This window comes from Pseudomonas syringae group sp. J254-4 (assembly GCF_032586855.1).
GTDB lineage: Bacteria > Pseudomonadota > Gammaproteobacteria > Pseudomonadales > Pseudomonadaceae > Aquipseudomonas > Aquipseudomonas amygdali.
In genome coordinates, this window is sequence record NZ_JAWHOO010000017.1 from 64,611 (window position 1) to 86,478 (window position 21,868).

The 21,868-nt window shown below is 59.2% G+C and carries 20 protein-coding genes and 1 pseudogene; 17 read left to right on the plus strand and 4 right to left on the minus strand.

Annotation, left to right across the window (positions count from 1 at the left end; all coding sequences use genetic code 11):
• The first annotated feature begins 1 nt into the window (after position 1).
• From RYB09_RS19345 to RYB09_RS19400, 12 genes are read left to right on the plus strand one after another with little or no spacing between them, the layout of a single operon-like run.
• Positions 2-1,111, plus strand: a complete 1,110-nt coding sequence (locus RYB09_RS19345) for an SDR family oxidoreductase (protein WP_057403035.1) — start codon at positions 2-4, stop codon at positions 1,109-1,111.
• Between the two features lie 34 nt (positions 1,112-1,145).
• On the plus strand, positions 1,146-2,162 hold the full coding sequence (locus RYB09_RS19350; RefSeq protein ID WP_057403036.1) for a fatty acid desaturase family protein: 1,017 nt from the start codon (positions 1,146-1,148) through the stop codon (positions 2,160-2,162).
• A gap of 4 nt (positions 2,163-2,166) precedes the next feature.
• A complete protein-coding gene (locus RYB09_RS19355) occupies positions 2,167-2,679 on the plus strand; it encodes a dCTP deaminase domain-containing protein (RefSeq protein WP_004667600.1) in 513 nt (170 codons plus the stop codon).
• 2 nt (positions 2,680-2,681) lie between these two features.
• Positions 2,682-3,359, plus strand: coding sequence for a dCTP deaminase (gene dcd / locus RYB09_RS19360; protein ID WP_057403037.1), 678 nt, complete (start codon positions 2,682-2,684; stop codon positions 3,357-3,359).
• A complete protein-coding gene (locus RYB09_RS19365; protein WP_316889798.1) occupies positions 3,349-5,244 on the plus strand; it encodes a PEP/pyruvate-binding domain-containing protein in 1,896 nt (631 codons plus the stop codon). The genes dcd and RYB09_RS19365 overlap by 11 nt, the downstream gene beginning before the upstream one ends.
• Entirely contained in the window at positions 5,241-6,419 is a 1,179-nt protein-coding gene (locus RYB09_RS19370) for a hypothetical protein (protein WP_057403039.1), read from the plus strand. Before RYB09_RS19365 ends, RYB09_RS19370 begins: the two co-directional genes overlap by 4 nt.
• A gap of 24 nt (positions 6,420-6,443) precedes the next feature.
• Entirely contained in the window at positions 6,444-7,580 is a 1,137-nt protein-coding gene (locus RYB09_RS19375) for a hypothetical protein (RefSeq protein WP_057403040.1), read from the plus strand.
• Entirely contained in the window at positions 7,577-8,623 is a 1,047-nt protein-coding gene (locus RYB09_RS19380; protein ID WP_057403041.1) for a hypothetical protein, read from the plus strand. Before RYB09_RS19375 ends, RYB09_RS19380 begins: the two co-directional genes overlap by 4 nt.
• Before the next feature lie 14 nt (positions 8,624-8,637).
• Positions 8,638-9,225 (plus strand): dephospho-CoA kinase, encoded by a 588-nt coding sequence (locus RYB09_RS19385; protein WP_044321502.1) that lies wholly within the window; start codon positions 8,638-8,640, stop codon positions 9,223-9,225.
• Entirely contained in the window at positions 9,222-10,805 is a 1,584-nt protein-coding gene (locus tag RYB09_RS19390; RefSeq protein WP_316889801.1) for an alkaline phosphatase family protein, read from the plus strand. Before RYB09_RS19385 ends, RYB09_RS19390 begins: the two co-directional genes overlap by 4 nt.
• 38 nt (positions 10,806-10,843) lie before the next feature.
• The gene (locus tag RYB09_RS19395) at positions 10,844-11,641 is read left to right on the plus strand and encodes a TIGR01458 family HAD-type hydrolase (RefSeq protein ID WP_316889803.1); all 798 of its coding nucleotides are present in this window, start codon (positions 10,844-10,846) and stop codon (positions 11,639-11,641) included.
• A gap of 28 nt (positions 11,642-11,669) precedes the next feature.
• Positions 11,670-12,410: a GntR family transcriptional regulator gene (locus RYB09_RS19400; RefSeq protein WP_057403045.1), complete on the plus strand. Its 741-nt coding sequence runs from the start codon at positions 11,670-11,672 to the stop codon at positions 12,408-12,410.
• Positions 12,411-12,450: 40 nt separating this feature from the next.
• On the opposite strand, the pseudogene RYB09_RS19405 reads toward RYB09_RS19400, so the two are convergent.
• A pseudogene (locus RYB09_RS19405) lies at positions 12,451-12,624 on the minus strand (LysR substrate-binding domain-containing protein); the annotation flags it as partial.
• Positions 12,625-12,882: 258 nt separating this feature from the next.
• Positions 12,883-14,331, minus strand: coding sequence for a fatty acid desaturase (locus RYB09_RS19410; protein ID WP_316889806.1), 1,449 nt, complete (start codon positions 14,329-14,331; stop codon positions 12,883-12,885).
• A 232-nt stretch (positions 14,332-14,563) separates the two neighbouring features.
• Here RYB09_RS19410 and RYB09_RS19415 point away from each other — a divergent pair, with 232 nt between their 5' ends.
• Both RYB09_RS19415 and RYB09_RS19420 read left to right on the plus strand, forming a co-directional pair.
• Positions 14,564-15,229 carry a hypothetical protein gene (locus RYB09_RS19415; RefSeq protein ID WP_057432522.1) on the plus strand — a complete coding sequence of 222 codons (666 nt, stop codon included), beginning with the start codon at positions 14,564-14,566 and terminating at the stop codon, positions 15,227-15,229.
• Positions 15,223-16,338: a hypothetical protein gene (locus RYB09_RS19420; protein WP_316889810.1), complete on the plus strand. Its 1,116-nt coding sequence runs from the start codon at positions 15,223-15,225 to the stop codon at positions 16,336-16,338. Before RYB09_RS19415 ends, RYB09_RS19420 begins: the two co-directional genes overlap by 7 nt.
• Here RYB09_RS19420 and RYB09_RS19425 read toward each other — a convergent pair.
• Both RYB09_RS19425 and RYB09_RS19430 read right to left on the minus strand, forming a co-directional pair.
• Positions 16,286-17,233, minus strand: a complete 948-nt coding sequence (locus RYB09_RS19425; protein WP_058428004.1) for a hypothetical protein — start codon at positions 17,231-17,233, stop codon at positions 16,286-16,288. The two genes, RYB09_RS19420 and RYB09_RS19425, sit on opposite strands and share 53 nt — an antisense overlap.
• A gap of 24 nt (positions 17,234-17,257) precedes the next feature.
• The gene (locus tag RYB09_RS19430; RefSeq protein WP_057404719.1) at positions 17,258-18,124 is read right to left on the minus strand and encodes a metal-dependent hydrolase; all 867 of its coding nucleotides are present in this window, start codon (positions 18,122-18,124) and stop codon (positions 17,258-17,260) included.
• A gap of 137 nt (positions 18,125-18,261) precedes the next feature.
• On the opposite strand from RYB09_RS19430, the gene RYB09_RS19435 reads away from it, so the two are divergent.
• From RYB09_RS19435 to RYB09_RS19445, 3 genes are read left to right on the plus strand one after another with little or no spacing between them, the layout of a single operon-like run.
• A complete protein-coding gene (locus RYB09_RS19435) occupies positions 18,262-19,179 on the plus strand; it encodes a fatty acid desaturase (RefSeq protein ID WP_058409327.1) in 918 nt (305 codons plus the stop codon).
• Positions 19,179-20,795, plus strand: a complete 1,617-nt coding sequence (locus tag RYB09_RS19440) for a GH3 auxin-responsive promoter family protein (RefSeq protein WP_316889816.1) — start codon at positions 19,179-19,181, stop codon at positions 20,793-20,795. Before RYB09_RS19435 ends, RYB09_RS19440 begins: the two co-directional genes overlap by 1 nt.
• Positions 20,780-21,865 (plus strand): aromatic ring-hydroxylating oxygenase subunit alpha, encoded by a 1,086-nt coding sequence (locus RYB09_RS19445; protein ID WP_219171614.1) that lies wholly within the window; start codon positions 20,780-20,782, stop codon positions 21,863-21,865. Before RYB09_RS19440 ends, RYB09_RS19445 begins: the two co-directional genes overlap by 16 nt.
• Positions 21,866-21,868: the final 3 nt, after the last annotated feature.

The following is a 21,868-nucleotide window of genomic DNA, read 5'->3' on the forward strand; positions in this document are numbered from 1 at the left end:
CATGCGTTCGACACTGATCATCACCGGTGCCAGCGGCGCTCTGGGCTCCTGGTTCGTACGCGACTGGCTCAGTCAGCATCCGGAGTCGCATGTCATAGCCTTGTGTCGTTCCGTGCAAGCTGCCAGTCGCTGCCTGCAAGACCTGCCGGCGGACAGCCGCTCGCGGCTTGAGTGCCGGATCGCCGACCTTACAGATGCCGCTTCCCTGAATGCGCTGGCGGACACCATGCCAGCCATCGAGAGCGCCACGGCGGTCCACCTCGCTGCCGATGTGGCCTGGGACAAGACGTTCGAAGAGATGCATGAGCTGAATGTCGAAGGTGCGCAGCTGTTCTGCGGTTTTGTCCAGAAACTGGTGCGCAAGCCGCACTTCATCTACGTGTCCACGGCTTTCACGCAGTGTGAGGGATGGACCTATCGCAACGGTTATGAGGAAAGCAAGGCCGCTGCCGAGCGGGGGTTACGCGAAACCTTCGGCAGGCAAATGCCGATTTCCGTGTTCAGTTGCAGCCTGGTCATCGGCGCTACCAGCGACGGCGCAATCAGTCGTTTTCATGGGCTGTATCCGTTGATCCGCTTCATCAATTCCTTTTCACCGCCGTTTCTGGTCGGCAACCGCGAAGGGCTGTTTGACCTGGTGCCTATCGACTGGGTGGTCGACGAATTGATCCACCTGGTCAGTCATTGCGTCGCAGGTGGAGACGCGCGCGAGGTTGTGGCGTCGGCAGGAGATGCGCGCCTGCCTTATGAGCAGGTAATCCGCATCATCGAGTCGCGTGTCGACCATGCGCGACAGGAAGCGGGCGTGGCACCGTTGACGCCGGCACCGATCCTGCGCAGTCGGCAATGGGCGTTCCTCAAGCGCTCGTTGGTTGCATGGCGGCCGGAGGGTATTTCAACCCGGGATTTCCGCTATTTCGAGCGCCTGTTACAGATCTATGGCGTGTACGCCGAAAGCGATCTGGTCAGACCCCCGTTGAATGTCCGGCACCCGGCACCCAGCGCAGAAATATTTTTACCCAGAGCGGTGGATTACTGGCTGGCTCATGCGCCCGATGCGCGGCTCAGCCTGGACAAGCTTGTCGCGAAATCAGCGGCAATGCACGGTTAGCAGGCCCTTTCAACGATTGAACGGGAGATGAAAGATGGAAGACACAATCGAACTCGACACGATGGACAGTGGCGCTTACGACCGACGCTCCGAGCGCGCTACGCTGGCACGTGACAACCTGTCACTGACCTCGGATCTCAAGCAACTCAGCAATTGGCGGCAGGCATTGCAGATAGGCGTGCAGTGGGCGGTGATCGTCGCCGCAGTCACGCTGGCTGAAGTCAGCGATTCGACTCTGGTTTGCATTATCGCCGTAGTCGTCATTGCGACGCGACAGCACGCGTTGCTGGTGCTCATGCACGACGCGGCGCATTTGCTGATCAGCCGTGACAAGCGGCGCAACGACCTGATCTCCAACGTCTTTCTGACGTTCCCTTTGACATTGAGCACGTCACGTTATCGGGCTCACCATATTGCCCATCACAAGCACCTTAATACGCCGACCGACCCGGACTACGCCGATGCGTTCGCACCGCCAAGTTCGGGGTTGTTCTGGCAGGCCTTGCTGCGCGACATCAGCGGGTTGTCGACCCTGCAATCGTTACGCACGATGGACAGTTTCAGCGTGATCGGGCTTTTCACCAGCCCTTCGCCCGCGACGCGCACCGAGCGCTATCAGGCTTTGGCTTTTTATGCCTGTGCAGTGCTGCTCATCAGCGCTTTCAGTGTCTGGCCGGGCGTGCTGTTGTACTGGCTGGCACCGCTGGTGTTCTTTCTTCCGCCGATTCTGCGCATTCGCAGTCTGTCGGAGCATGCCGGGCTCTCGACCCGGAGCGTGAAGCGCGATGCACGCAGCGTCAGCCCGGGCTGGCTGGAACGAGGGTTGTTTGCACCGTGCAATATCAACAGGCACTGGGAGCACCACCTTTTTCAACAGGTGCCCAGCTATCACCTGGGCACCTTGTCGCGACGCCTTGCTCAGCGCCTGCCAGGCTCGGCCGCCGCCTGCAACACCGAAGGCTATCTTTGGGGCGCGCGCAGCATGCGGGCCGAATTGTACGGTGCGAACGGGCAGGCACGCGCCGTGGCGTCTCTGGATCAGGAGGCTTGAACCCATGATGCTGACCGGTTCTGAAATAGTGAAAATGCGCGAGGTCGGCAGTGTCGTCATCGAGCCTTTCGACCCCATTCATGTCGAGGTCAATTCCTACGGCTGTCACCTGGCGGATCTGCTTCTGGAGTACCGCAGCGACCGCATCGATCCTCACGGGGAGCTGGAGGTGGTCGAGCATCATATTCCGCCCGAAGGCTTTGTGTTGTACCCCAACCGCTTTTACCTGGGCGCCACGGCCGAGCAGATCGGCGGTATCGATTTTGCCAGTGAGCTTTACGCCAACGTTTCCACCGCCTCCTGTGGCGTTTTCATTCAGACCAGTGCGCCGCTCGGCCACACCGGCGCGGCCATCAGCTGGACCCTGGAGATTGTCGTTACCCAGCCGGTGCGGGTCTATGCCGGCACCAAAGTGGCCAAGGTCTGCTTCTGGGCAAACTTCGGCCTGACCACCTGTTATGCGGGACGCTACTTGGGCTCCAAGAGCACCGTGCCCTCGAAAATCATTCTGGATTGACCATGATACTGACCGGTAGTGAAATCGAAAATCGTGTGCGTTCGGGTGAAATCGTCATCAGTCCGTTTTCCCATGAGAACGTCAACCCCAACAGTTACAACTTCCGCCTGCATGACCAGATGAAGGTCTACGAAGACGATGTGATCGATGTGCGCACCGAGGCGGCCACCCGAACCATCGAAATCGGCCCCGAAGGCTATGAATTGCAGCCCATGAAGCTGTACTTGGCCTCGACCATAGAAACCATGGGCAGCACCCATTTCGTGCCCACTTATGCGGCGCGTTCCTCGATTGCAAGACTGGGAATGTTCATCAACCTGTCGGCCCCGCTGGGCGACATCGGTTTCGTCGGACGCTGGACCTTGCAGCTGTATGCGTTGAACCGCATCCGTGTTTACCCCGGCATGAACATCGGTCAAATGATGTTCTGGAACGTCAAAGGCGATATCGAGCTGTATTCCGGGAAGTACCAGGGCGCGACCGAAGCCTTTGCGTCACGCATATTCATGGATTTCGAAAAGGCGCCACGCCCACAGCCGCTGGTGGTGCCCAATCTTGCGCCGTTTCCGGTTCTGGCAGCCCAGGAGGAGGTTGATGCAGTCCCGGATGCACTGGCCAGTGGGCCTGTTAGAAGGGCCACTGACCTTCCACTGATAGCAGGAGGCCGTCGTGTCCAGTAAATACTCAACCCTGCAACAGCTTGCCGCTACATTGCCGGTGCCGCCCCTGAGCGCACTGGACGATGCAGACTACCGCGTGCTCTGGCACGACTTCGCAGACCGCAAAAAGGCTATTGAAGACACGCTGAAAACCGTGCGGATCACCGCAGGTGCCTTCCTTGACGAACACATGGACAGAATCGCCCGGCTGGCCGAGTTTGAATGGAGTGAGGCTGCCGACAGCCATCTCCAGGCGCTGCTTGAGCAAACGGGCTTTGATGCCGGCAGCGAACTTGCCGTACGTTCTTCGGCGAATATCGAAGATGGTAATCAGCACAGTTTTGCCGGGATTTTCAGCACACACCTTTCGGTGCAGGGGCTACCGGCACTCAAGGCTGCGGTGCTCGATGTATGGCGCTCCGGAGTTTCCCGCCAGGCCATTCTGGAACGCTTGCGAGCGTCGATGCTGGAAACGCCGGTAGAGATGACGGTGATCGTGCAGCGCATGGTCAAGGCCCGCTTCGCAGGCGTAGCCTTCAGCCATGATCCGTTTAGCGGGGAGGCAGTAACGCTGATTGAAACCGTCGCATCGCTGGGCGAAGCGATGGTCTCCGGGGTAGAGAAGGGCATGTCGGCGCGGGTCAGCGACCAGCAATTGCTGGGTTGTGACCCTGCGCTGGAGCCGCACAAGGCGTTGCTGCTGGAGGTGGCGACACTGGCTGCCAATGCGTCTGCGGCGTTGGGGCTGCCCGCCGATATCGAGTGGGCGGCGGATGAACAGAAACTCTGGCTGCTCCAGGCAAGACCCGTCACCAGTCTGCGCGAAGCACGCAGCCTGGAGCCGGTCCTGGAATGGGCCGAACTGTATATTGCCAGTGATGAAGCACTGATGGATTTCCGGCCATTGCCTGCCTTCGCGCAGTATTTCCGAAGCAAGCGCCGCCCGCTGGCCTTGTTCGCGCAAACCCACGACGTTTCGGCAGGTCAGGCGCTGTTGGTCAAGGCAAACCGTCAGGGGCTGGTCGAGCCAGCGATGAGCCAGCTGCTTTTGGACCGACTCAACACCGATCAGGTCGTGCTGGACTTCTCCGATCAGGTACGCCAGCAGATCCTCGAGCGTGGCGCATTGCGTGAGCGCCTGCTTGAGCTCAGTGATGAGCGGGTGGTGTGTTTTGTGGTCCGCGAGTTTCTGAAAGGTGAAACAGGGCTCATCACTCAGGCGTGCGATGACGGCTCGACGACCTGCGAATGGTCATCGGAAGGCTTGCTGGCGATCAATCGCGGCATCGCCGGGACGCAACGCGCCCGGCTGGTAGCGCACGACCCGACTGGCCCGGCAGATGCCCTGCAATTGCACAGCATTACTCACGCCGCCGGCGAACTGTTGGGCTCGGTGCAACTGGAGTGGGTGAGAGCCGGGCAGCAGTTGCACCTGATTGATTTCTCGCCGTTGTCGACGTTCGTGCAGGTAGAGGACTCAACGGAAATCCGCCTCATTTCTCCAGGTTATGCCGACGGGCCGGTGGTTGTAGTAACTGCCGGTCGGCAACTGGAAGAACTGAGTATCTCAGCCACCGTGTCGATCAACTCGATCCCCACGTCCAGCTCTCTAGGGGCTGAACTGGAGGAGCTTGAGCGACAACTGCGTGCTCATGACGGACAAGCCATTGTGGTCTCGCCACGCCCCTACGCGGCACTGGCGGCGTTGCTGCCGTTCGCGCGCGGTTTTGTCTTCGAGCAGGCGTCCATGCTTTGTCATCTTTCGATCCTCTTGCGTGAACACGGCATCCCCGCCGTGGAGTCCGAGGCGCTGTATCAACAGGGGCTGGCCGGACAACGGATCACTTTCAGCCAGAGCCCGAAGGCGCTGCCTCACGCTGTCAACGAAGTACGGGAGCTACAATGACTACGGATATTTCACTGCTGTTCTTCGATCCGCACACCCTCAACGGCAGCCTTGATTCTGCGCTGGTTGCCATTGTCGACACAGAGGCTGCTCGAGCCCGTCACTCGGACAACGGTCTGTTCATCCCCAGTGGTACGTTGCATGCGCAGTGGCTTTCCAATGCCCATCACATGCATGTACCCATGCCGATGAAGGACTTCGACTTTCAAGTCTTCAATGCCGGGCAGCGCAAGCGTACGCAAGACAGTCGCTCACGCATGCATGTGCTGGACCCGACGCTTCACCGTCGGCCGTCCGATCAGGCGCTGATGGCCACTCTGGCGGTGACGCATCACCTCGGTAAATGCAGCGTTTATCACTATATCCATGAGGGCGAAGCCGGGGCCTTGTTCCTGCACCTTATGGATGTCGAACCGGTAGAACGTGCTTCCTGGAGGGCCTGGCAACGTTTGGCCCGATCCGCTGCTGCGCGTGTGGCTGTTTCGCAACCGATGCTGAGTGATGACTGCTGGTACGTGCGCTGGCGGCCGGAAATGGAGCTGGAACGTAAATTCACCTCGTTTCAGATACCTGACATGTGGCAGTTGTCCACCGCGATGCACAAAGCGTTCGGAGAGGGCGCTTTCAAGGACCTGGTGCTGGAAATCGACCGTGACTTTCAAACCTACGATTATGAATCGCACATTTTCGAAGTGACGGGCGACCCGCTCGAAACCGGTTACATCTCGTTCATTCCTCAGGCCGATGGGCTGATGGCGGTCAAACGCAAATGGTTTCTCGAAAACGCCGAATTGCGCCGCGAAGACTTCAACACCGATCAGCCGGTGGCGTTTGCCGATATCGAAACTCACGCCCGCTCGATGACCTCGGCAAATCTGTGTCGGCTCAAGCCGTTCAGGCGTACTAGGATCGACATCAATTTCGAATCGCTGAGGACCGGCAATGGTTTTGGCGCGTATTTCGATGTCTGCCGCATGGTTGACGGCAGCGCAGAGTTTGCTCAGGTCGAGGTCGAGTATTGCCGCAGCAGGACATTGCACACGCTACGTGAAGTTGAAGAAGACTTTGAAACCGTATCCAACGTGATGCGCGATTTTCTGGCGGAGCGAAACCTGCCGTTTCAGCAGGATCTCTATTCGAAACTCGACTTTGCCCGTGAGGCGAGTCGGCTCTGAATTCACTTTGCCGGGGAGATAATCATGTCGCAATCCACGACCACGCAAACGGCTATTGTGTTTGGTAGCTGGAAGATCCGCCATCAGGAGCCGTTCGGCAGCGATGACCACACGTTGTATGCCATTGCTGCGGACACGGCATTGCTGGGCGAGCTGACCGCGGTCGCTGACCTGCGAGGCAGCCACCGGGTTCTGGCCCGCTGGGACGCCGATGGGGCAATGCTTCTTGATGATGAAAACGGTGATCTGGGCGACGAAACTTGCCACAACCTGTCCGGAGCCGCCATCCCGCTTGCGGTCATCACGTTACAGGCGGACCACGTGTATATCAGTCACTTGCTGAATCGCATTGATGTGCATCGTTCGCTTTTCGTACAGCCTCCGCTTGAGATCGAGCAGCCCGCAGTCCCGCAGAACCTGTTGATGGCGCTGCGCAACGCGTTCGAACGTAACCACCTGGCGATCAACAATTGGGAATGTCGCTACACCACTACCGAGCAGAGGTATGTCGAGTCCTTCGAGCTGGCGCCTGATTGCCATGCGCGGATGCTCGGCGAGGCCTGGTTTGATGCCAGTTTCAGCCCGGCAATGGCGCCGTTCACCAGTCAGTGCGGTGACGAGTTTCAGGTCTGGGATCATCAGGTGACCGCCGCCCGGGATGAGGACGGGGGCTATGTGTGGGTCGAGCATTGCAGCCGCAAACGCAAGCTGGCGGTCAATGAACCCATCGTGCAGTTGTTTCGCAGTGCGCCCGGGAGCTTGTCGGGCACGGTGAAGCACCTGGCGCTGGGCTCACCGACGCTGGAGGCCATGGCGATGAGCGTTGACAGCACATTGCAGGCACTTGGCGAGTATCGACGTTATGCATTCAGTGCGCCGTGCGAATCGGTGCAAAGCGGCAACCTGTTCGTGATCACGTTCGAGACCTGCACGCCGCTAGCTGCGCATTCGGTAAGTACGACACGCGGTGAAGTGCGCTTTCTCAAGTCCCGAGGCGTAATAGACCCTCAGGCAATTAACGCCGATCTGCACGAGCTGATGACGCGTCTGCACGCGTTCCTGGACGAGCGTCGCCAGGAATGCTGGCCGCTGGCCGACCGTTTTGCATTTCTGCACTCGCCATCGCCCTTTATCACCACCCGGGAGAGCCTGTACTCATGAGCCGCTATCTTTGCAATGGACGCTATCGATTCGAACTGGATGATCAGACCTCGGGCTCCGCACTGGCCCAGCGGCTGCGAGTGTTCCTGGCACCTTACTTTGCCGAAGTCGCGGACGACGGCCAGACAACGGTCGATTTAAGGGTCCGGCTGCACGACAGCACCGCTTTCAAACCGGAGTGGGTTGGCCTCTGCGTCACCCCCGACATCATCCGCGAAACCTATGCCCCTGGTTTTACCCTGCGTGTTCTGCGTGGCCACGACCCGCAGACCGGTCTGGACTACGCCTGGGATGCCGATACGCAGGTCGGCTACCGGATTGACCGGGCACGTCACACTGTTGATTTTCACGGCGACGAAAACGCATTCATTCACTTGATCGAGCTGGTGCGCTACTACGGCCTGCTGGTCGAGCAGGCCAAAGGCAGTGTGATCATGCATGCGTCGGCGGTGGTCGGGCCGGACGGTGGAATCGTTGCCATCGGCGGTGCGAAGGGAGCTGGCAAGACCACTACCATGCTGGACCTGGTGCTGTCCGAGGGGTATCTGTACTTTTCCGGTGACAAGCTTTTGCTGGACTGTATCGACGGTCGGGTTCGTGCCCGTGGCTGGCCGGACTACCCGCATGTCGGTGTCGGCACGTTGCGTACACACCCCGAACTGGCCAAGCGACTCGATCTGGCTGCGGTGGCTGATGACCTGTCGATTGCACACACCGAAAAACGCCTGTGCATGCCTGAAACCATGCGCGCCGCACTCAAGGCCAGTCCTGAAGGCTGTGGCTGGCTGCAAACAGTCGTACTGCCCAATGTCGCGGCGCGGGGCAAGTTGCAGATCCATGCAATGGGCCGCGATGCGATTCTGGAGCAAATCCACTCGCCCACGCTCTTCGAGTGGCCGCACCGTTTCGTGACCTCAACCTGGCACGGCCTGCTTGACGCCACTTCGCTGACCGATACCGTGCCAGCGCAGATCGTCCGGGGGCTGCTCGGCGTGCAATGGCAAAGTCGTGTCGGCGTGGCGCGTGAACTCATCAGCGCCTGAGACAAGGAGATTCCATGAACCACGCTACCCAATTGCGTCTGGCGCTGGTGGCCCCCAGCGGCTCAGGGAAGAGCACAACCGCTCAGTTGCTGCGTGAGCATTTCGAAGAGGCCGGGCTGTCGGTAGAGGTCATCAAGCTGGCCCAGCCACTGTATGAGTTGCAAGGCCTGTTCTACGAACAGGCCGGGGTGGAGCTGGCAAGCGGCAGTCAGAACCAGCGCCTGCTGGAGTGCATCGCGCGCGAACTAAGGGTTCTGGACGGTCAGTCGCTGGTCAAGAACTTCGCACGGCGGTTGCTGCAGTCGCGTGCGCAGGTTGTCATCAATGACGACCTGCGCGATGACACCGTCGACTGGCCGTATCTGTATGAGCAAGGCTTTCAGGTAATCAAAGTGCTGGCCGATTCATCCTTGAGGCAATCGCGTCTGGGCCAGCGCGGCGATATCAGTGTGGTGGAAAACAGCGCGCTTGACCTACAGATGCGCCGGATCGACGCGGATTACGTACTGCCCAATAGCGGTTCGTTGGCGCAACTGAAGCAGCGTGTTGCAGTGGTGGCCCGATGGGCAATGCACGGTGCTCAACGGCGGATAGCTTCATGAAAGGTGTTGATCCGTTGATATGGCTATTGATCGACGGGCTGTCGTGGGAGCTGGTCAACCGTTATCGGGCAAGAAAACCTGAGCAGCCCTCTGCGGGCTGGCCGTTCTACCCGCTGTTGCCGTTGTCGCCCAATTGTCAAACCCCGCCATCATTGCTGTCGATTTTCAGCGGTACACAGGTCAGCGAGCACGGTTTGACCGGCTATCTCGTCCCCGCGCCGACACCTCGTAACTGTCTGGCCGTGGCGGATGCCTTTCAGGCCTGGCCGCGCGATATCGACATGGTCTGGGACGAATGGGCTCGCCAAGGCATCACCTTTCGCCTGTGCGCGGTGCCCTTTGTCCAGCCGGACAGGCTGGGCAGCGCATTGCTCGGGCAAAGCTGTGTCTATGAGGGCTTTTCCGTACCTCCCGAGTTGATCGAAAACGGCGGGCACCTGCGCATCGAGAGGCTGGACATGGCTGCCAGGGTCAGCTCGCGCGAGGGCGGCGCAATGCTCGACTGGCCAGAGGAGGATGGCCGTGCCCCCTGCTGGTTGCCGCTGGGCAGTACGGTGCACTTGCCGCTGCCGGAGAAAGGGCCTGGCAACGTTTGCAAGGCGATTGCGCTGCGTGCCGTATGTGTCGAGGACCGGATAAGTGTGGTCAGTTTCGGCTACCAAGAGGTTCAGGCGCTGGATTTGCAGAGCGACAAAAGCAAGGCTTATGTGGCCAGAGACCTGACCGTGCTTTATCGCGGCGGACAACTGGGCAAGCGGCTGGACGAAGGCGGGCAGGGCACAGCGGAGTGGCTGTTGCTGGAACTGATGCGGGAGATGCATGAAAGCTTTTGCAGCGACATTGTCGGCGCAGTCCGTGCGGGTGATGCACAGCGAGTCATCGGTTATTACCCGGTGGTCGATCTACTTTCGCATCATTTGCTCAAATACCTTACGCCAGACTGGGCCAGTGAGCGCATGCGCGAGGTCGGGCAACAGTTGTTCGATGAAGTATCGGGTTGGGTCGACGAGCTGATTCAGCGCTGCATGAATGCGGCGGGTGGCGAGGTACGCTGCGTCGCTCATTCGGATCACGGCATGGCCCCGGTCCATCACGACCTATACCCGAATGCATTTTTCGAGCGTCAGGGCTGGCTGGTCTATGACTCGGCGGGCGTGCCGGATATGCAAAAAAGCGCAGTAGTCTTTCATCCGGCAGACAACGGTCTACTGCTGTTCAATGAGGCGCGGCTCGCGATGTCGGGGCATGACCCCCGTTCAGTCACCGAAGCCTGGCGGCAAAGCCTTGCGCAGCCTTTTCGACATGAATGGACGATGTTCGAGTGTCCGGGCGAGCAGTGTTTCCCTGAAGGCTGGACGGGCTCCTGCTACTGGCAGGCTCCAAGAGGGTCCCGACTGGTTGCGGCACGTTCAGAGCACTGTGTCCGCCTCAGCCGTAAAGGTGGCGACCACACGGTGTGTGCCTCTGACCCGTGGTTGCGTGGTGTAGTACTGGATGCCAGCAGCACGCCATTGCCATGTCCTGCCAACGCTGAACTGACATTGCCCGAGATTCGCCAATGGCTGACCGCCGCGTTGTGAAACCTGCCCCGATCATTTCAGCCACAGGGAGCTTATCCATGAATTTTGACAGCCTGCTGTTGGACATCGACGGTACACTCATCCTCAAGGGACAGCCTTTACCCGGTGCAGCCGAGGCACTGAGTTTCGCCAGAGCTCAAGGGCTGCGCCTGCAACTGCTGACCAACACCACGGCAAAGATGCCGGTGGATCTGGCGCAAGAGTTGTGTCGGGCCGGAATCGAGGTGGCCCCCGACGAAATTCAAACCGCTACAACGGCCTGTGTGGGCTACTTGCAACAGCATGCGCAACTCAAGTGCCATCTGCTGGTGCCCGACTCGATCAGAGCGGCCTTCAACGGCATTCTTACAGACGATACAAACCCTGACGTGGTGGTCATCAGCGATATTGGCGAGGCATTCGATTACGCCACGCTGAATCGCTGTTTCCGCATGCTGCGGGGCGGCGCTCGTCTTATTGCGTTGCAAAAAAACCTGTTCTGGTTTGATCACGACGGCGAACGCCTTGATTGCGGAGCTTTCATCGTCGGTCTTGAGGCCGCAGCGCAGGTTCAGGCGCTGGTCATGGGCAAGCCGTCACCCATGTTCTTCAACGCCGCCTTGCGCAAGCTGGATACCTGCGCCAGCCGCACTCTGGTGGTGGGCGATGATGTGCTGACGGACTGCGCCGGGGCGAAAGCCGTTGGTGCCAGCAGCCTGCTGGTGCGTACCGGAAAATATGATCCGGCACTTTTTGATGCCCATAGGCAAAACGTGGATGCGGTGATTGACGGCATTGCAGATTTTCCGCGCTGGTGGGCCTCCGGCAATGCCGCAGATCGTCATGACCAACGTTAAGTAACCGGATTACAAGGACGAATCATCAATGCAGACAGCATGTGCCAAAAAGTCGAAAGAACGCCCGGAAAACATATCGGAGCGGATTTACGCTCGCATCAAAGAAGACATTTCCGAGTTTCGCCTATTACCCGGCGAACGATTTACTGAAGGTGAAGTGGCCGAACGCGTTCAGGCCAGTCGTACACCGGTCAGGCAGGCATTGTTCAGGCTGGAACAGGAAGGGTACGTGGAGGTTTATTACCGAAGCGGCTGGCAAGTACGCCCCTTTGATCCCCGACATTTCGAAGAGCTGTACGACGTGCGTGTGGTGCTTGAACTGGAGGCGCTTGCCAGGCTGGGCTTGATGGACCTGAGCGTCGAGCCGCTGATCGACGAACTCATACGCACCTGGCTGGTGCCGAAACATGAGCGATTGAGGGACACCGATCTCCTGGCCAGATTGGGCGAGCGGTTTCATTGTGCGTTGGTAGAGGCCGTGGGTAACCGGGAAATGGCGAGGCTGCATTACGAGATAACCGAGAAGACCCGGACTATCCGGCGTCTTGAGTTCAGCGCCTCCAGGGTCGATGCAACCTACGAAGAGCATGGCAGCATTCTTCAGGCCCTCCTGCAACATCAACCTCAGCAGGCTCAGCAGTTGCTGGAAGCGCATGTCGAATTCAACAAGGAGGAAGCGCACAGAGCCACCCAGCATGTTTTACGTCGCGCGCGGCATTACGCCGAGAAAAGCCGCGAGCCCGCCAGGCTGCGCGTGCAAACACAATGATTGGTGGCTGCGGTGCTGCGCGTTTCGGTTATTTAATGAATCACCGATAGCGCAATGCCTCCAGCAACAGGGCAAACGCTGGCGATGCCTGGCGTCTGCTCGGGTAGTAGAGGTGGAAGCCGGCAAACGTCGGCGACCAGTCGTCCAGCACCTGAATCAGGCGTCCGGCTTCGATGTGTTCGGCGACAAGGTCATGCGGGATGTAACTCAGGCCGACGGTCTGCCCACGCTGACACGGCGGGCAATGGCTTGCCCTATGGAGCTGGCACCGATGACTACGGTGACTTTTCTCGGGTCTTCATGAACAGTTCCTCGGTGAAACTCGGACAAATGCGCTGTAGGCGCACCTTCAGCGTGATGTCCGGATCACCTTATAGCGCTGTCATTTGGTCAACAATGGGGTGTTATCGGTATAGGCTCATGAGCTCAGCTCATGAGTAAACATTGAAGAAGACGCTCGTACAATCAGGTATCAGTATTTCTGCTTGAGCCTCGACCACATCAACGAGGCAAGCGAGCGGGATGCCATGAGCTTTTCCTCGGCTCGAACTGCAGAGGGCAAGGCATGCCAGGGTATGCTGGCGGCTCGGTGGTGCTGCAAGTGCAGGTTGATGTGGTAGGGCCAGATGAAAAACCGCCCCAGCCAGCCGACGCGCCAGGCGTATGTCCATTCTTCCCAGCCAGGTGTGACGCCGGGGCCGCCGCTATGCTCGGCCATGCTGCGAATTTTCTGCAGCAGGGTGCCGACCGTAATCAAGGGCAGGAACCACAGCATCGCTATCAAACCGAACGTTTGCGCCGAGCATTGCCAGATGAGCGCGGCGACAATCATCAGCCAGATCAGCGCTGCCGCAGTTAGCGGGCGGGTGATCGCTGGCGGCGCGCCTCCTGCGGCCTTGTAGGCGGCAATATTGCGCAGCGTATTGATCAGCAGCAAGTCTCCCAACAGTTGTCTGGCCAGCAGCTTCGCGGTTAACGGCCGGAAATGCCAAGGCTGGCGGTAATAGAGAAAGCGTCGTTCCGGGTCCTGTTCGGTACCCGCGTGCTGGTGATGGTCCAGGTGCAGGGGGCGGTAGAATTCGATCGGCACCAGGCCTGGAACACCGATAGCCAGATTGATCAGAAAGTCGTTGATACTGCGCTGTCGAGTCAGGTGGTAGTGGGTTGCATCGTGATACAGCACGAACAACGCGTGCTGTCTTGCCGCCACGACGAGCACCGTCAGCAGATAGAAGCGCCAGTCTGCGAGGTAAATCGCGACACGAATCGTGACCAGTATGCACAGCCATTCGAGCAGCATTGCCGATAGGGTGCGCATGTCCACCGCACAGCGCCTGAGGACCAGAGTCGTCATGCCGCATGCCAGACCGGTGATCAGACCATAGACCATGTCGGTGAAGACATGCTGCCCGGTGGTCATCACCGTCAGCATCAGCACCGCGCTCCAGAGGGCAAATACCCAGGTGGATCGCAGCCGCAAACCGCCCATGACGACGCTGATTGCAACGGGCAACGCTACATGCCCGCTGGGTGAGGCCGCCAGTGGCGCATCGAGCCGGTACAGCCAGTCGAGCCACGCAGACCCGGTTTCAGGACGCAGGATCATGGTCGGCCAGAACAGGTGGCTGATCAGGCACAGCCCGGCGGCCAGGGCGCCAGCGAAAAAAACCGGCAGCAGCCATGAGGACTTACGGCCCATGTACACAAGCACTGGCATCACCAGCGTATAGCTGAGATACAGCGGCAGCGTGAACGGCAGCAAGGGCATATGAAGGTCGACGATGCCTGGCTCGACGAGCCTGACAGCGCCCATTGGAACGTGTGTCACCAGAAAGTACAGCAGGCCGGTGACCAGCAGGTAGACCAACAGCCAGGTAACGGGGCGATCAGTGCTGGACGTGGCGCAGTGATGAGGATGCATGGATGCGAAGCCTGGTTCATTCAGTACGTGCACAAGCGAACACCCGGACAGGCCAGGCTGTGCGCAGCGATGATTTCAGAAGAAACGGGACATTGTGCGGAGAGACTGATTGCCCTCGGCGGCCCGGCAATTCAGAATCCGGTCATTGTGTTTCCATACATCGAAGGCCTCCATGAGTTTGTGCGCGACCGCCGTTGGGCGCCCCGATTTACGATCAGATGATATCGATCGGATGTTCGAGATTTATTCTGCCTGCTATCAGGATACCTGCCGGGCTCGATTCGAGCAGGACCTTGACGACAAGACGCATTGCGTCGTTCTGCGTGACACCCATGACACGATTATGGGGTTCACAACGCTGAAACTGTTTGAAATGAGCTGGGACAATCAGCCCTGCAAATTCGTTTTTTCCGGGGACACTATCATCACCCCTGAACACTGGGGCAGCCAGCAACTGGCATTCGCCTGGTCACGACTGGTGGGCGACCTGTGGCGTCAGGCTCCCGATGTTCCCCTGTACTGGTTTCTGATCTGCAAGGGGCACAGAACCTATCGCTATCTGCGGGCAATGGTACTGGATTACGCACCGCGTGCGGGTCATTCGACAGCGCCTCGTGTCCAGGCCTTGATGAATCACCTGGCACATACGCGTTTCGGCGATGCCTACGACCCGGCAACCGGTGTGCTTTCATTCAAGACACCGCAGGGCCGCCTCAGCGCGGAGCTTGCACTGATCTCGGAGAATCACGCGAAGCTGCCGGAAGTCGAGTATTTCCTGCAGAAGAACCCTGGTTACGCCGAGGGCGATGAACTGGTCTGCCTGTGTCGTCTCACCCCCGAAAACCTGCGGCCGCTGGCTCGACGGCTGTTTATGACCGAGCAGTGTTCGGCGTGCTGATTCGTCAGGCCGGTGCGGCGGACAATTCGCAACTTCTCGACTTTCAACGGCGACACACGATGCGCGGGAGCATGCCGCTGCGTTTTGACCGCAGCCCGGATTACTTCGCCCTGCATCGCTGTCATGCCGACGATCAGCGCACCTGGATAGCCGAAAGCCCGGACGGTGAGCTGCGCGGCGCGGCGAGCCTGGTGGTGCGTGATGGCTACCTGCACGGTGGTGTCGAGCCGGTCGCATATCTGGGCGATCTGCGACTGACGCCGGATCGCAGACTGTCCGGGGCATGGATGGCCGAGGTAGCGGCGCGTCTCGCGGATCTTTCCCGTGAAACAGGCGTGCAGCATGCCTATTGCTGCATCATCCGTAACAACGCCCTGGCGACCCGGTCGCTGCTGCGAGGACGACGAGCAAACCCGCTGAAACTCGCACACTGGCGTGGCTACAGTAACGTCTCAGTGTACGGCCAGCGTGGCTTGAGTAGAGTTCCCCGTACGAGCGCCAAGGTGAGGGTGGTACGCGCAGCTCCCCGGTATCTGGATGCGCTGAGGGCGTTTCTCGATAGCGAGTCATCCCGACAATCGTTCGGTTGTGTGTTCAGCGAGGCGGAATTTGAGCGCAGGCTGAGTCAGTGGCCGGATTTCGGCATTGACTCGTTTCTGCTGGCTGTCGATGACCGCGACAACCTGCTTGGCTGCGTCGCGCCCTGGGACGCCGGGAAGATAAAACGTATCGTCGTCGAACAGATGCCCCTGACGCAGCAGTTACTGCGCCTTGGCTACAATGCGCTCGCACCTCTGGCAGGCCGACCGGGTATCGCCGCGCCTAGCCAGGCCCTGCGGGATATCTACCTGACCCATCTGCAGGTTCGCCATCGTGACCCCGAGGTGTTTTGCGCACTGCTGGATGTTGCCTGGAAGCAGGTCCGCAACGACTATTCGCTGATGCAATTATGCCTGTACGACCAGGACCCGCTGTGGAAAGCAATGCATCGTTATCACGCCTTTTCCTTGCCGATGGACCTTTACACGGCACCCTGCGGCAGCCACGCAGCCGACTTTAAAGAGGCTTGTGCGGCGAGTATTCCGGGCTTCGAAATCTATCTGGTGTAGAGCGTTCTGGCGCACGTGTCTGGTGCAGGACGTCCAGCAATGTTCGCCAGAATCTCGCCGGGTCAAAGCCTGCGCCGCCCAGTATTGGCTGACCATGATCCAGATCCGGCAGGCAGATCTGCGGTACGCCTGGCAACGACAGGTTTTCCATATAGAACTGACCGTCATGCGCATGCCCGGGACGCAACGCATTCAGGCGCTGATGGTGAGTATCGAATTGCGAGCGGCGCGCAGCGGACCAACTGACGACATGCAGGCAGTGCAGCTTGTCGGGCAGGGCAGAGAGTATTTTGGCAACCTGTGGATCGCGACTGCTGCTGATGTCCCGGGTGCCAGCAGCCAGCGGAGCGCTGTTGATCATCGCCTGACGGAATCTGTCCATTCGGTAACTTCTGCCAGCGCCGGCGGCACCGTGGCCCAGCAGCGTATCAATGATCGGCGATGGTCCTGCGGGCGGCTGCACCAGAGCGATGCCGTCACAGGCGTCGAGCAGGTTCTTGTTCTGTGACAGCGCTGCCAGCGTATCCAGACCACCCTTGCTATGAGCCAGCACCACAAAGCGCTGGTCTGGCTTGAGTCTGCTGCCGAGTAGGGTCGCAATGTGCCTGCCTTGCTCAATCACACCGCGCGAAGAGCGCACCGGCATGCGCAGGACATCGTGCCCCGCAGAGGTGAGGGACCGGGCACAGGCGCGATTGCAGTAGAGGATGAATTCCGAGTAAAGACCTGCAACCAGCACGACCAGGGTGTCTTTTGGCAGGGCGGGCAAGGGCGCTTGCCAGCGCTGCAGGAACAGATCGGTCCAGTCCAGCTCCGCAGGATGACGCACGAACGCTGTAGCCGGGAAATGCATTTGCCATTCCTCGAAGCCCTCGGGTTCCCAGATCGTCCTCATACGAGCCGATCCCGGAAGCTGCCTTCAGCGCTGTTCATCAAGCGCCTGGCGAGCGTTGTCGAGCAGCTCACGTGTGTCGATTCGGTCAGGATGGAAGCCAGGCACGAACCAGAACAGCCCGGCAGGCACGATGCGCGAAAGCAGGCCCGGATTGACGAACAACCACCACTGCAGGCGCAGCCATTCGCGCCAGTTGCGGTGTTGCCGGTCCCCGCGCACGAGGTGATAGGTGAAGTAAGTAAGGTCGAAAGTGAAGTACACCGAAAGGCTCGTCATCGCTACCCAGCGAAGCAGGTAACGCCGCAGCGGGTTAGGTTCCACCTTGCACAGCACGTCATAGGCCACTGCCTTGTGCTCGATCTCTTCCATTGCGTGCCAGCGCCACAGGCGGGCCATCGTTGGGTCGGCGCCCGCCATGAATGCCGGGTTTCGCAGAATCTGCTCGGACAGTATTGCTGTGATGTGTTCAAGGCTGGCCGTCAGTGCCAGACGAAAGCTGGCTGGTAATCGCTCGCTTTCCTTTCTGCGCCGCAACAGCATGCGTTCCAGTTTTTCGACCGGTGCGCCCTGTGCGCCCAGAAGCAGGTTATAGGCACGGTGCTCGCGGATGTGCGACGCTTCCTGATAGACGAAATCGTCGACGGCCTTTTCCAGAGCGCTGCCTTTGTCGAGCTTGTGGCGAAAATGCACCACACTCTCGATGAAGATTTTTTCCCCTTGGGGAAACATGAACGACAGACAATCGAAAAAGCGCGTGGTGTGCGTCCGGCCGTCATGCCAGTAGCGGGGGATACTGGCATCGAAGGTGAAGCGTATTGATCGGTGCGCGATTACCTGCGGGGAAAGCATGGCCGCCGAGCGTCTGGACAGAATTCGTTTGAAGAGCGACATGGGGCTCGGCTTAGCGTGATGTCAAGGCGCACAGTGTGCCAGACTCCGGCAGGCTTGAAACTGCCGAATAACCATACTGCCGTTCCGGCAGGTATACTTCGGGGCTTTCGAATGTGGTCATTCAGGCGCAGATATATATGGATATTTCCCCGGCACGCCGCTTCGACAAGGCCAACCTGGCTGTACTGGCGCTTCAGACGCTATTCTGGGGCGCTACGCTCACCTGGCTGTCCCACACCGGCGCAGGTTCATGGAAATGGCTGGTCCTGATTCCGTTCTGTCTGGTCATGCAGGGTGTGTTCTCGATGATGCACGAGGCGTTTCACAGCCTTGCGCACAGCGAAAAAACCCTCAATTACCTGATGATGTGGTGGGCTTCGACCCTGTTCGGGGCGTCCGCGACGCTGATCCACATCAATCACCTCGGGCACCACTCACGGAACCGCACACGTGCCGAACTGGCCGATTTTGCCATGCCGGATGAATCGCTGCTGCGTAAACGGCTGGAATACTATTTTGCGGTGCTCGGCGGTATCTGGCTGGCGGCGTTCGTCGGCAGCCTGCTGTTGCCCTTGCTGCCGCCACGTATAGCAGATCGATGGTCGCAGAGCGGTGAGGTCAATACATACGCTGCGGCATTCAAGGATTTCTCGATCAGCGACTTTCAGCGCATCCGCAAGGAAGTCATTACCGGCATTGCCGTCTGGCTGACGTGCGCCTACCTGTTTGGCTGGTCCTGGGAAGTGGTACTGATTGCCTATATCGCATTCGGTTTTTCCTGGTCATCGCTGCAATGGGTCTATCACATGCGCACCCCGATAGATGTCGTCGAAGGTGCCTACAACATGCGCGCGCCACGCTTGGTCCGCTGGGCATTCCTCAACTTCAACTACAACCTGACTCACCACCGCCACTCACAGATGCATTGGCAGCTCATGCATGCGGCATCCAGTCTCAAGGAAACCCGCCCTCTATGGTTCGGCTGGCTGCAGGTGTTCATGCCTCCGCAGCGACTGCCCGATGACCTGACTCAGCTCGACAAGACCTACTTTTGATGCAGGCGGGTGAAGAGGTGAAAAGGGCCTTGTGGCGCTCGTTCATGGACAGTGCTCACGCCACGCTCGATCACTGGCAAGGTCTGTTCGAGCAGCCCGAGCAATCTCAGCAGCGTTTATTGATGCGTATGTTGTCGGCCAACCGTGACTGCGCCTTCGGCCAAGCCCATGATTTTGCCGGAATCCGCGATGCTGAAGAGTTTCGCAAGCGGGTACCTATTCATACCTATGCTCAACTGCAGCCCTGGATCGAGCGTGCGCAGCAGGAACAAGGGCCGATACTGACCGCCAGTCCGCCGCTGTTCTTCGAGCGCAGCAGTGGCAATAGTGCACTGCAGAAACACATCCCCTATACGCAGGAATTCCTTGGCCAATTGCAGGGTTCGTTGACGGTATGGCTGGCGGATATGTACCGCCAGGTCCCGGAGGTCAGCCATGGCAGCGGGTACTGGTCCATGTCGCCGCCCTTGCAGCAGCCTGCAATGACGGCCAACGGCATACCGATCGGCAGTGTCAGCGATCTGCAATATCTGCAAGGCAGTGCAATCGCGGGGCTGGCCGGCACATTGCTGATTCCTGAACTGGCCAGCGACGTGGCGCACTGGCGCAGGCAAACGCTGCTCGCCCTGATTGCAGATGCCGGGTTGAGCTTTATCAGCGTGTGGAGCCCGACGTTTCTTACCAGCCTGCTACAACCGTTGCTCGACACTGAAATGCTCGAAAGTCGGCAGATAGTTGCCTGGCTTGAAGAAAGGTTGCCGGTACCCCGCCAGAAAGCCTTGCGCCACGCGCTTGCTCATGGGGTATTCACCGAGTTGTGGCCTCGTCTGGCGGCGGTAAGTTCCTGGATGGACGGGCCGAGTCGCGTGTACGCCCAGCAACTGGCTGTGCGTTTTCCTCAGGCGCGCTGGTTAGCCAAAGGATTGTTCGCGACCGAAGGTGTGGTCAGCCTCCCGTTCGGGGAAGGGGCTGGCTGCCCGTTGGCGATAGGCAGTCATTATCTGGAATTCATCGGGGACGACGGGGTGCCGAAAGAGGCTCACTCCCTGCGCATGGGGGAAACCGCGCAAGTGCTGTTGACTACCGGTGCAGGTCTTTACCGATATGCACTGGGTGACCGGGTGCGCGTAGTCGGTAAACTCGCCGGAACGCCGCGTGTGGAGTTTGTCGGGCGCTGCGCAAGTACCTGTGACCTGGTGGGCGAGAAGCTCGATGAGCAAGTGGTCGAGCGAGCCCTTGCGCAATGCATGGACGCAGCCGACAGCGCATGCCTGATACCCGACTCCAGCAGCACACTGCCGCATTATGTGGTCCTTTTGTGCACCTCAACGACGACGCTGGCAAGCATTTGCCGCACTGCGTTGGCCAACGATATTGAAATGGCCCTGCAGCGTTCCTTTCACTATGCACACGCGCGCACACTGGGTCAGCTGGGTCCGGTGCGTATGCGTTTTGTCTGTGGCGGGGCGCAAAAACTCGCAGACTTGCTGCAGCGCGCTGCAGAGTCGACGGGCATTCGTGCAGGCGACGTCAAGCCGCGTGCATTGATCAGCCGTCTGGACACGGCTGAGGCGCTTCTTGCAATCACGGACGGATCTGAATGCACACAACGTTGAGCAGTGAAACCGATACCCATAGCGACGGCACACGTGAGCAGTGGTATGTGGCGTGCACGCAAAAGCAGCTGCGTAAAGGCAAGCCATACCGGGCCACGATACTCGGCCTGAATATCGTTCTGTTTCGCCGCCGCGATGGGCAGCCCGCTGCGCTGCTGGACCAATGTGTGCACCGTGGCACAAGGCTGTCAGCCGGCAAAATCAAGGATGATTGTCTGGTATGCCCGTATCACGGCTGGCGCTATGACGCGAACGGTCAAGTGGTACATATTCCCAGCGTAGACGCCAGGCAGGGCGCAGCGAAGTCGCCTGACTATCGCTACCGGCAGCGCCATTTTGCCGTCTGCGAGCAGGACGGCCTGGTCTGGGTTTACACCGGCACACGCGATGCTCGCGAAACACCGATGTTTCGGCTTCCGGCCTATGGCGAGCGGCCGTGGCAATCCTATTTCATGATCAACACCTTCGACGCCGATGTCGGCAGTCTGGTGCAGAATTTTCTGGACGTGCCGCACACGGTATTCGTTCACGAGGGTATTTTTCGTTCCAGCAGCGGTCGAACCATGGAAGCGACGCTCTCCTGCAAGGCGCAGAGCATTGAGGTTGTCTATCACGACGAAGTCGACGAGATCGGGATGATGCAATGGCTGACCAACCCGGACGCCGAGCCGCTTGTGCATACGGATCGTTTTCTCGCGCCTAATGTGACGTTTTGTGATTACCTCTGGGGGGCACGCTCAGGCTTTCTGATCGTGAGCCAGATCACGCCAGTCGATGATCGCCAGTCGCGCGTTTACACCTATATTGCATACCGTTTTCCAATGCCGGCCTGGGTTCTACGGATATTGCGTCCGTTCATCCATCTGTACACGCACATCGTCATTCAACAAGACGTCAAAATCATTCGAGCGCATCGCGAAGGGCTCGACAACGCCTCCGGTTTCAAGCCGTGCAATGTGCCTGCCGATGCAATCCACGTCGGCGTCGAGCAACTGCTTGCTGCGGTCCGGCGCGGCGAGGCGCTGCCGCAAGCACAGCGCCGCGAGCGGCGGATTCGATTCGAGCTTTGATCC

Excerpts from the sequence above, each read along its gene's own strand:
- RYB09_RS19345 (WP_057403035.1), top strand. The coding sequence starts at position 2 with ATGCGTTCGACACTGATCATCACCGGTGCCAGCGGCGCTCTGGGCTCC.
- RYB09_RS19350 (WP_057403036.1), top strand. The coding sequence starts at position 1,146 with ATGGAAGACACAATCGAACTCGACACGATGGACAGTGGCGCTTACGAC.
- RYB09_RS19355 (WP_004667600.1), top strand. The coding sequence starts at position 2,167 with ATGATGCTGACCGGTTCTGAAATAGTGAAAATGCGCGAGGTCGGCAGT.
- dcd (WP_057403037.1), top strand. The coding sequence starts at position 2,682 with ATGATACTGACCGGTAGTGAAATCGAAAATCGTGTGCGTTCGGGTGAA.
- RYB09_RS19370 (WP_057403039.1), top strand. The coding sequence starts at position 5,241 with ATGACTACGGATATTTCACTGCTGTTCTTCGATCCGCACACCCTCAAC.
- RYB09_RS19375 (WP_057403040.1), top strand. The coding sequence starts at position 6,444 with ATGTCGCAATCCACGACCACGCAAACGGCTATTGTGTTTGGTAGCTGG.
- RYB09_RS19380 (WP_057403041.1), top strand. The coding sequence starts at position 7,577 with ATGAGCCGCTATCTTTGCAATGGACGCTATCGATTCGAACTGGATGAT.
- RYB09_RS19385 (WP_044321502.1), top strand. The coding sequence starts at position 8,638 with ATGAACCACGCTACCCAATTGCGTCTGGCGCTGGTGGCCCCCAGCGGC.
- RYB09_RS19390 (WP_316889801.1), top strand. The coding sequence starts at position 9,222 with ATGAAAGGTGTTGATCCGTTGATATGGCTATTGATCGACGGGCTGTCG.
- RYB09_RS19395 (WP_316889803.1), top strand. The coding sequence starts at position 10,844 with ATGAATTTTGACAGCCTGCTGTTGGACATCGACGGTACACTCATCCTC.
- RYB09_RS19400 (WP_057403045.1), top strand. The coding sequence starts at position 11,670 with ATGCAGACAGCATGTGCCAAAAAGTCGAAAGAACGCCCGGAAAACATA.
- RYB09_RS19410 (WP_316889806.1), bottom strand. The coding sequence starts at position 14,331 with ATGCATCCTCATCACTGCGCCACGTCCAGCACTGATCGCCCCGTTACC.
- RYB09_RS19415 (WP_057432522.1), top strand. The coding sequence starts at position 14,564 with ATGTTCGAGATTTATTCTGCCTGCTATCAGGATACCTGCCGGGCTCGA.
- RYB09_RS19425 (WP_058428004.1), bottom strand. The coding sequence starts at position 17,233 with ATGAGGACGATCTGGGAACCCGAGGGCTTCGAGGAATGGCAAATGCAT.
- RYB09_RS19430 (WP_057404719.1), bottom strand. The coding sequence starts at position 18,124 with ATGTCGCTCTTCAAACGAATTCTGTCCAGACGCTCGGCGGCCATGCTT.
- RYB09_RS19435 (WP_058409327.1), top strand. The coding sequence starts at position 18,262 with ATGGATATTTCCCCGGCACGCCGCTTCGACAAGGCCAACCTGGCTGTA.
- RYB09_RS19440 (WP_316889816.1), top strand. The coding sequence starts at position 19,179 with ATGCAGGCGGGTGAAGAGGTGAAAAGGGCCTTGTGGCGCTCGTTCATG.
- RYB09_RS19445 (WP_219171614.1), top strand. The coding sequence starts at position 20,780 with ATGCACACAACGTTGAGCAGTGAAACCGATACCCATAGCGACGGCACA.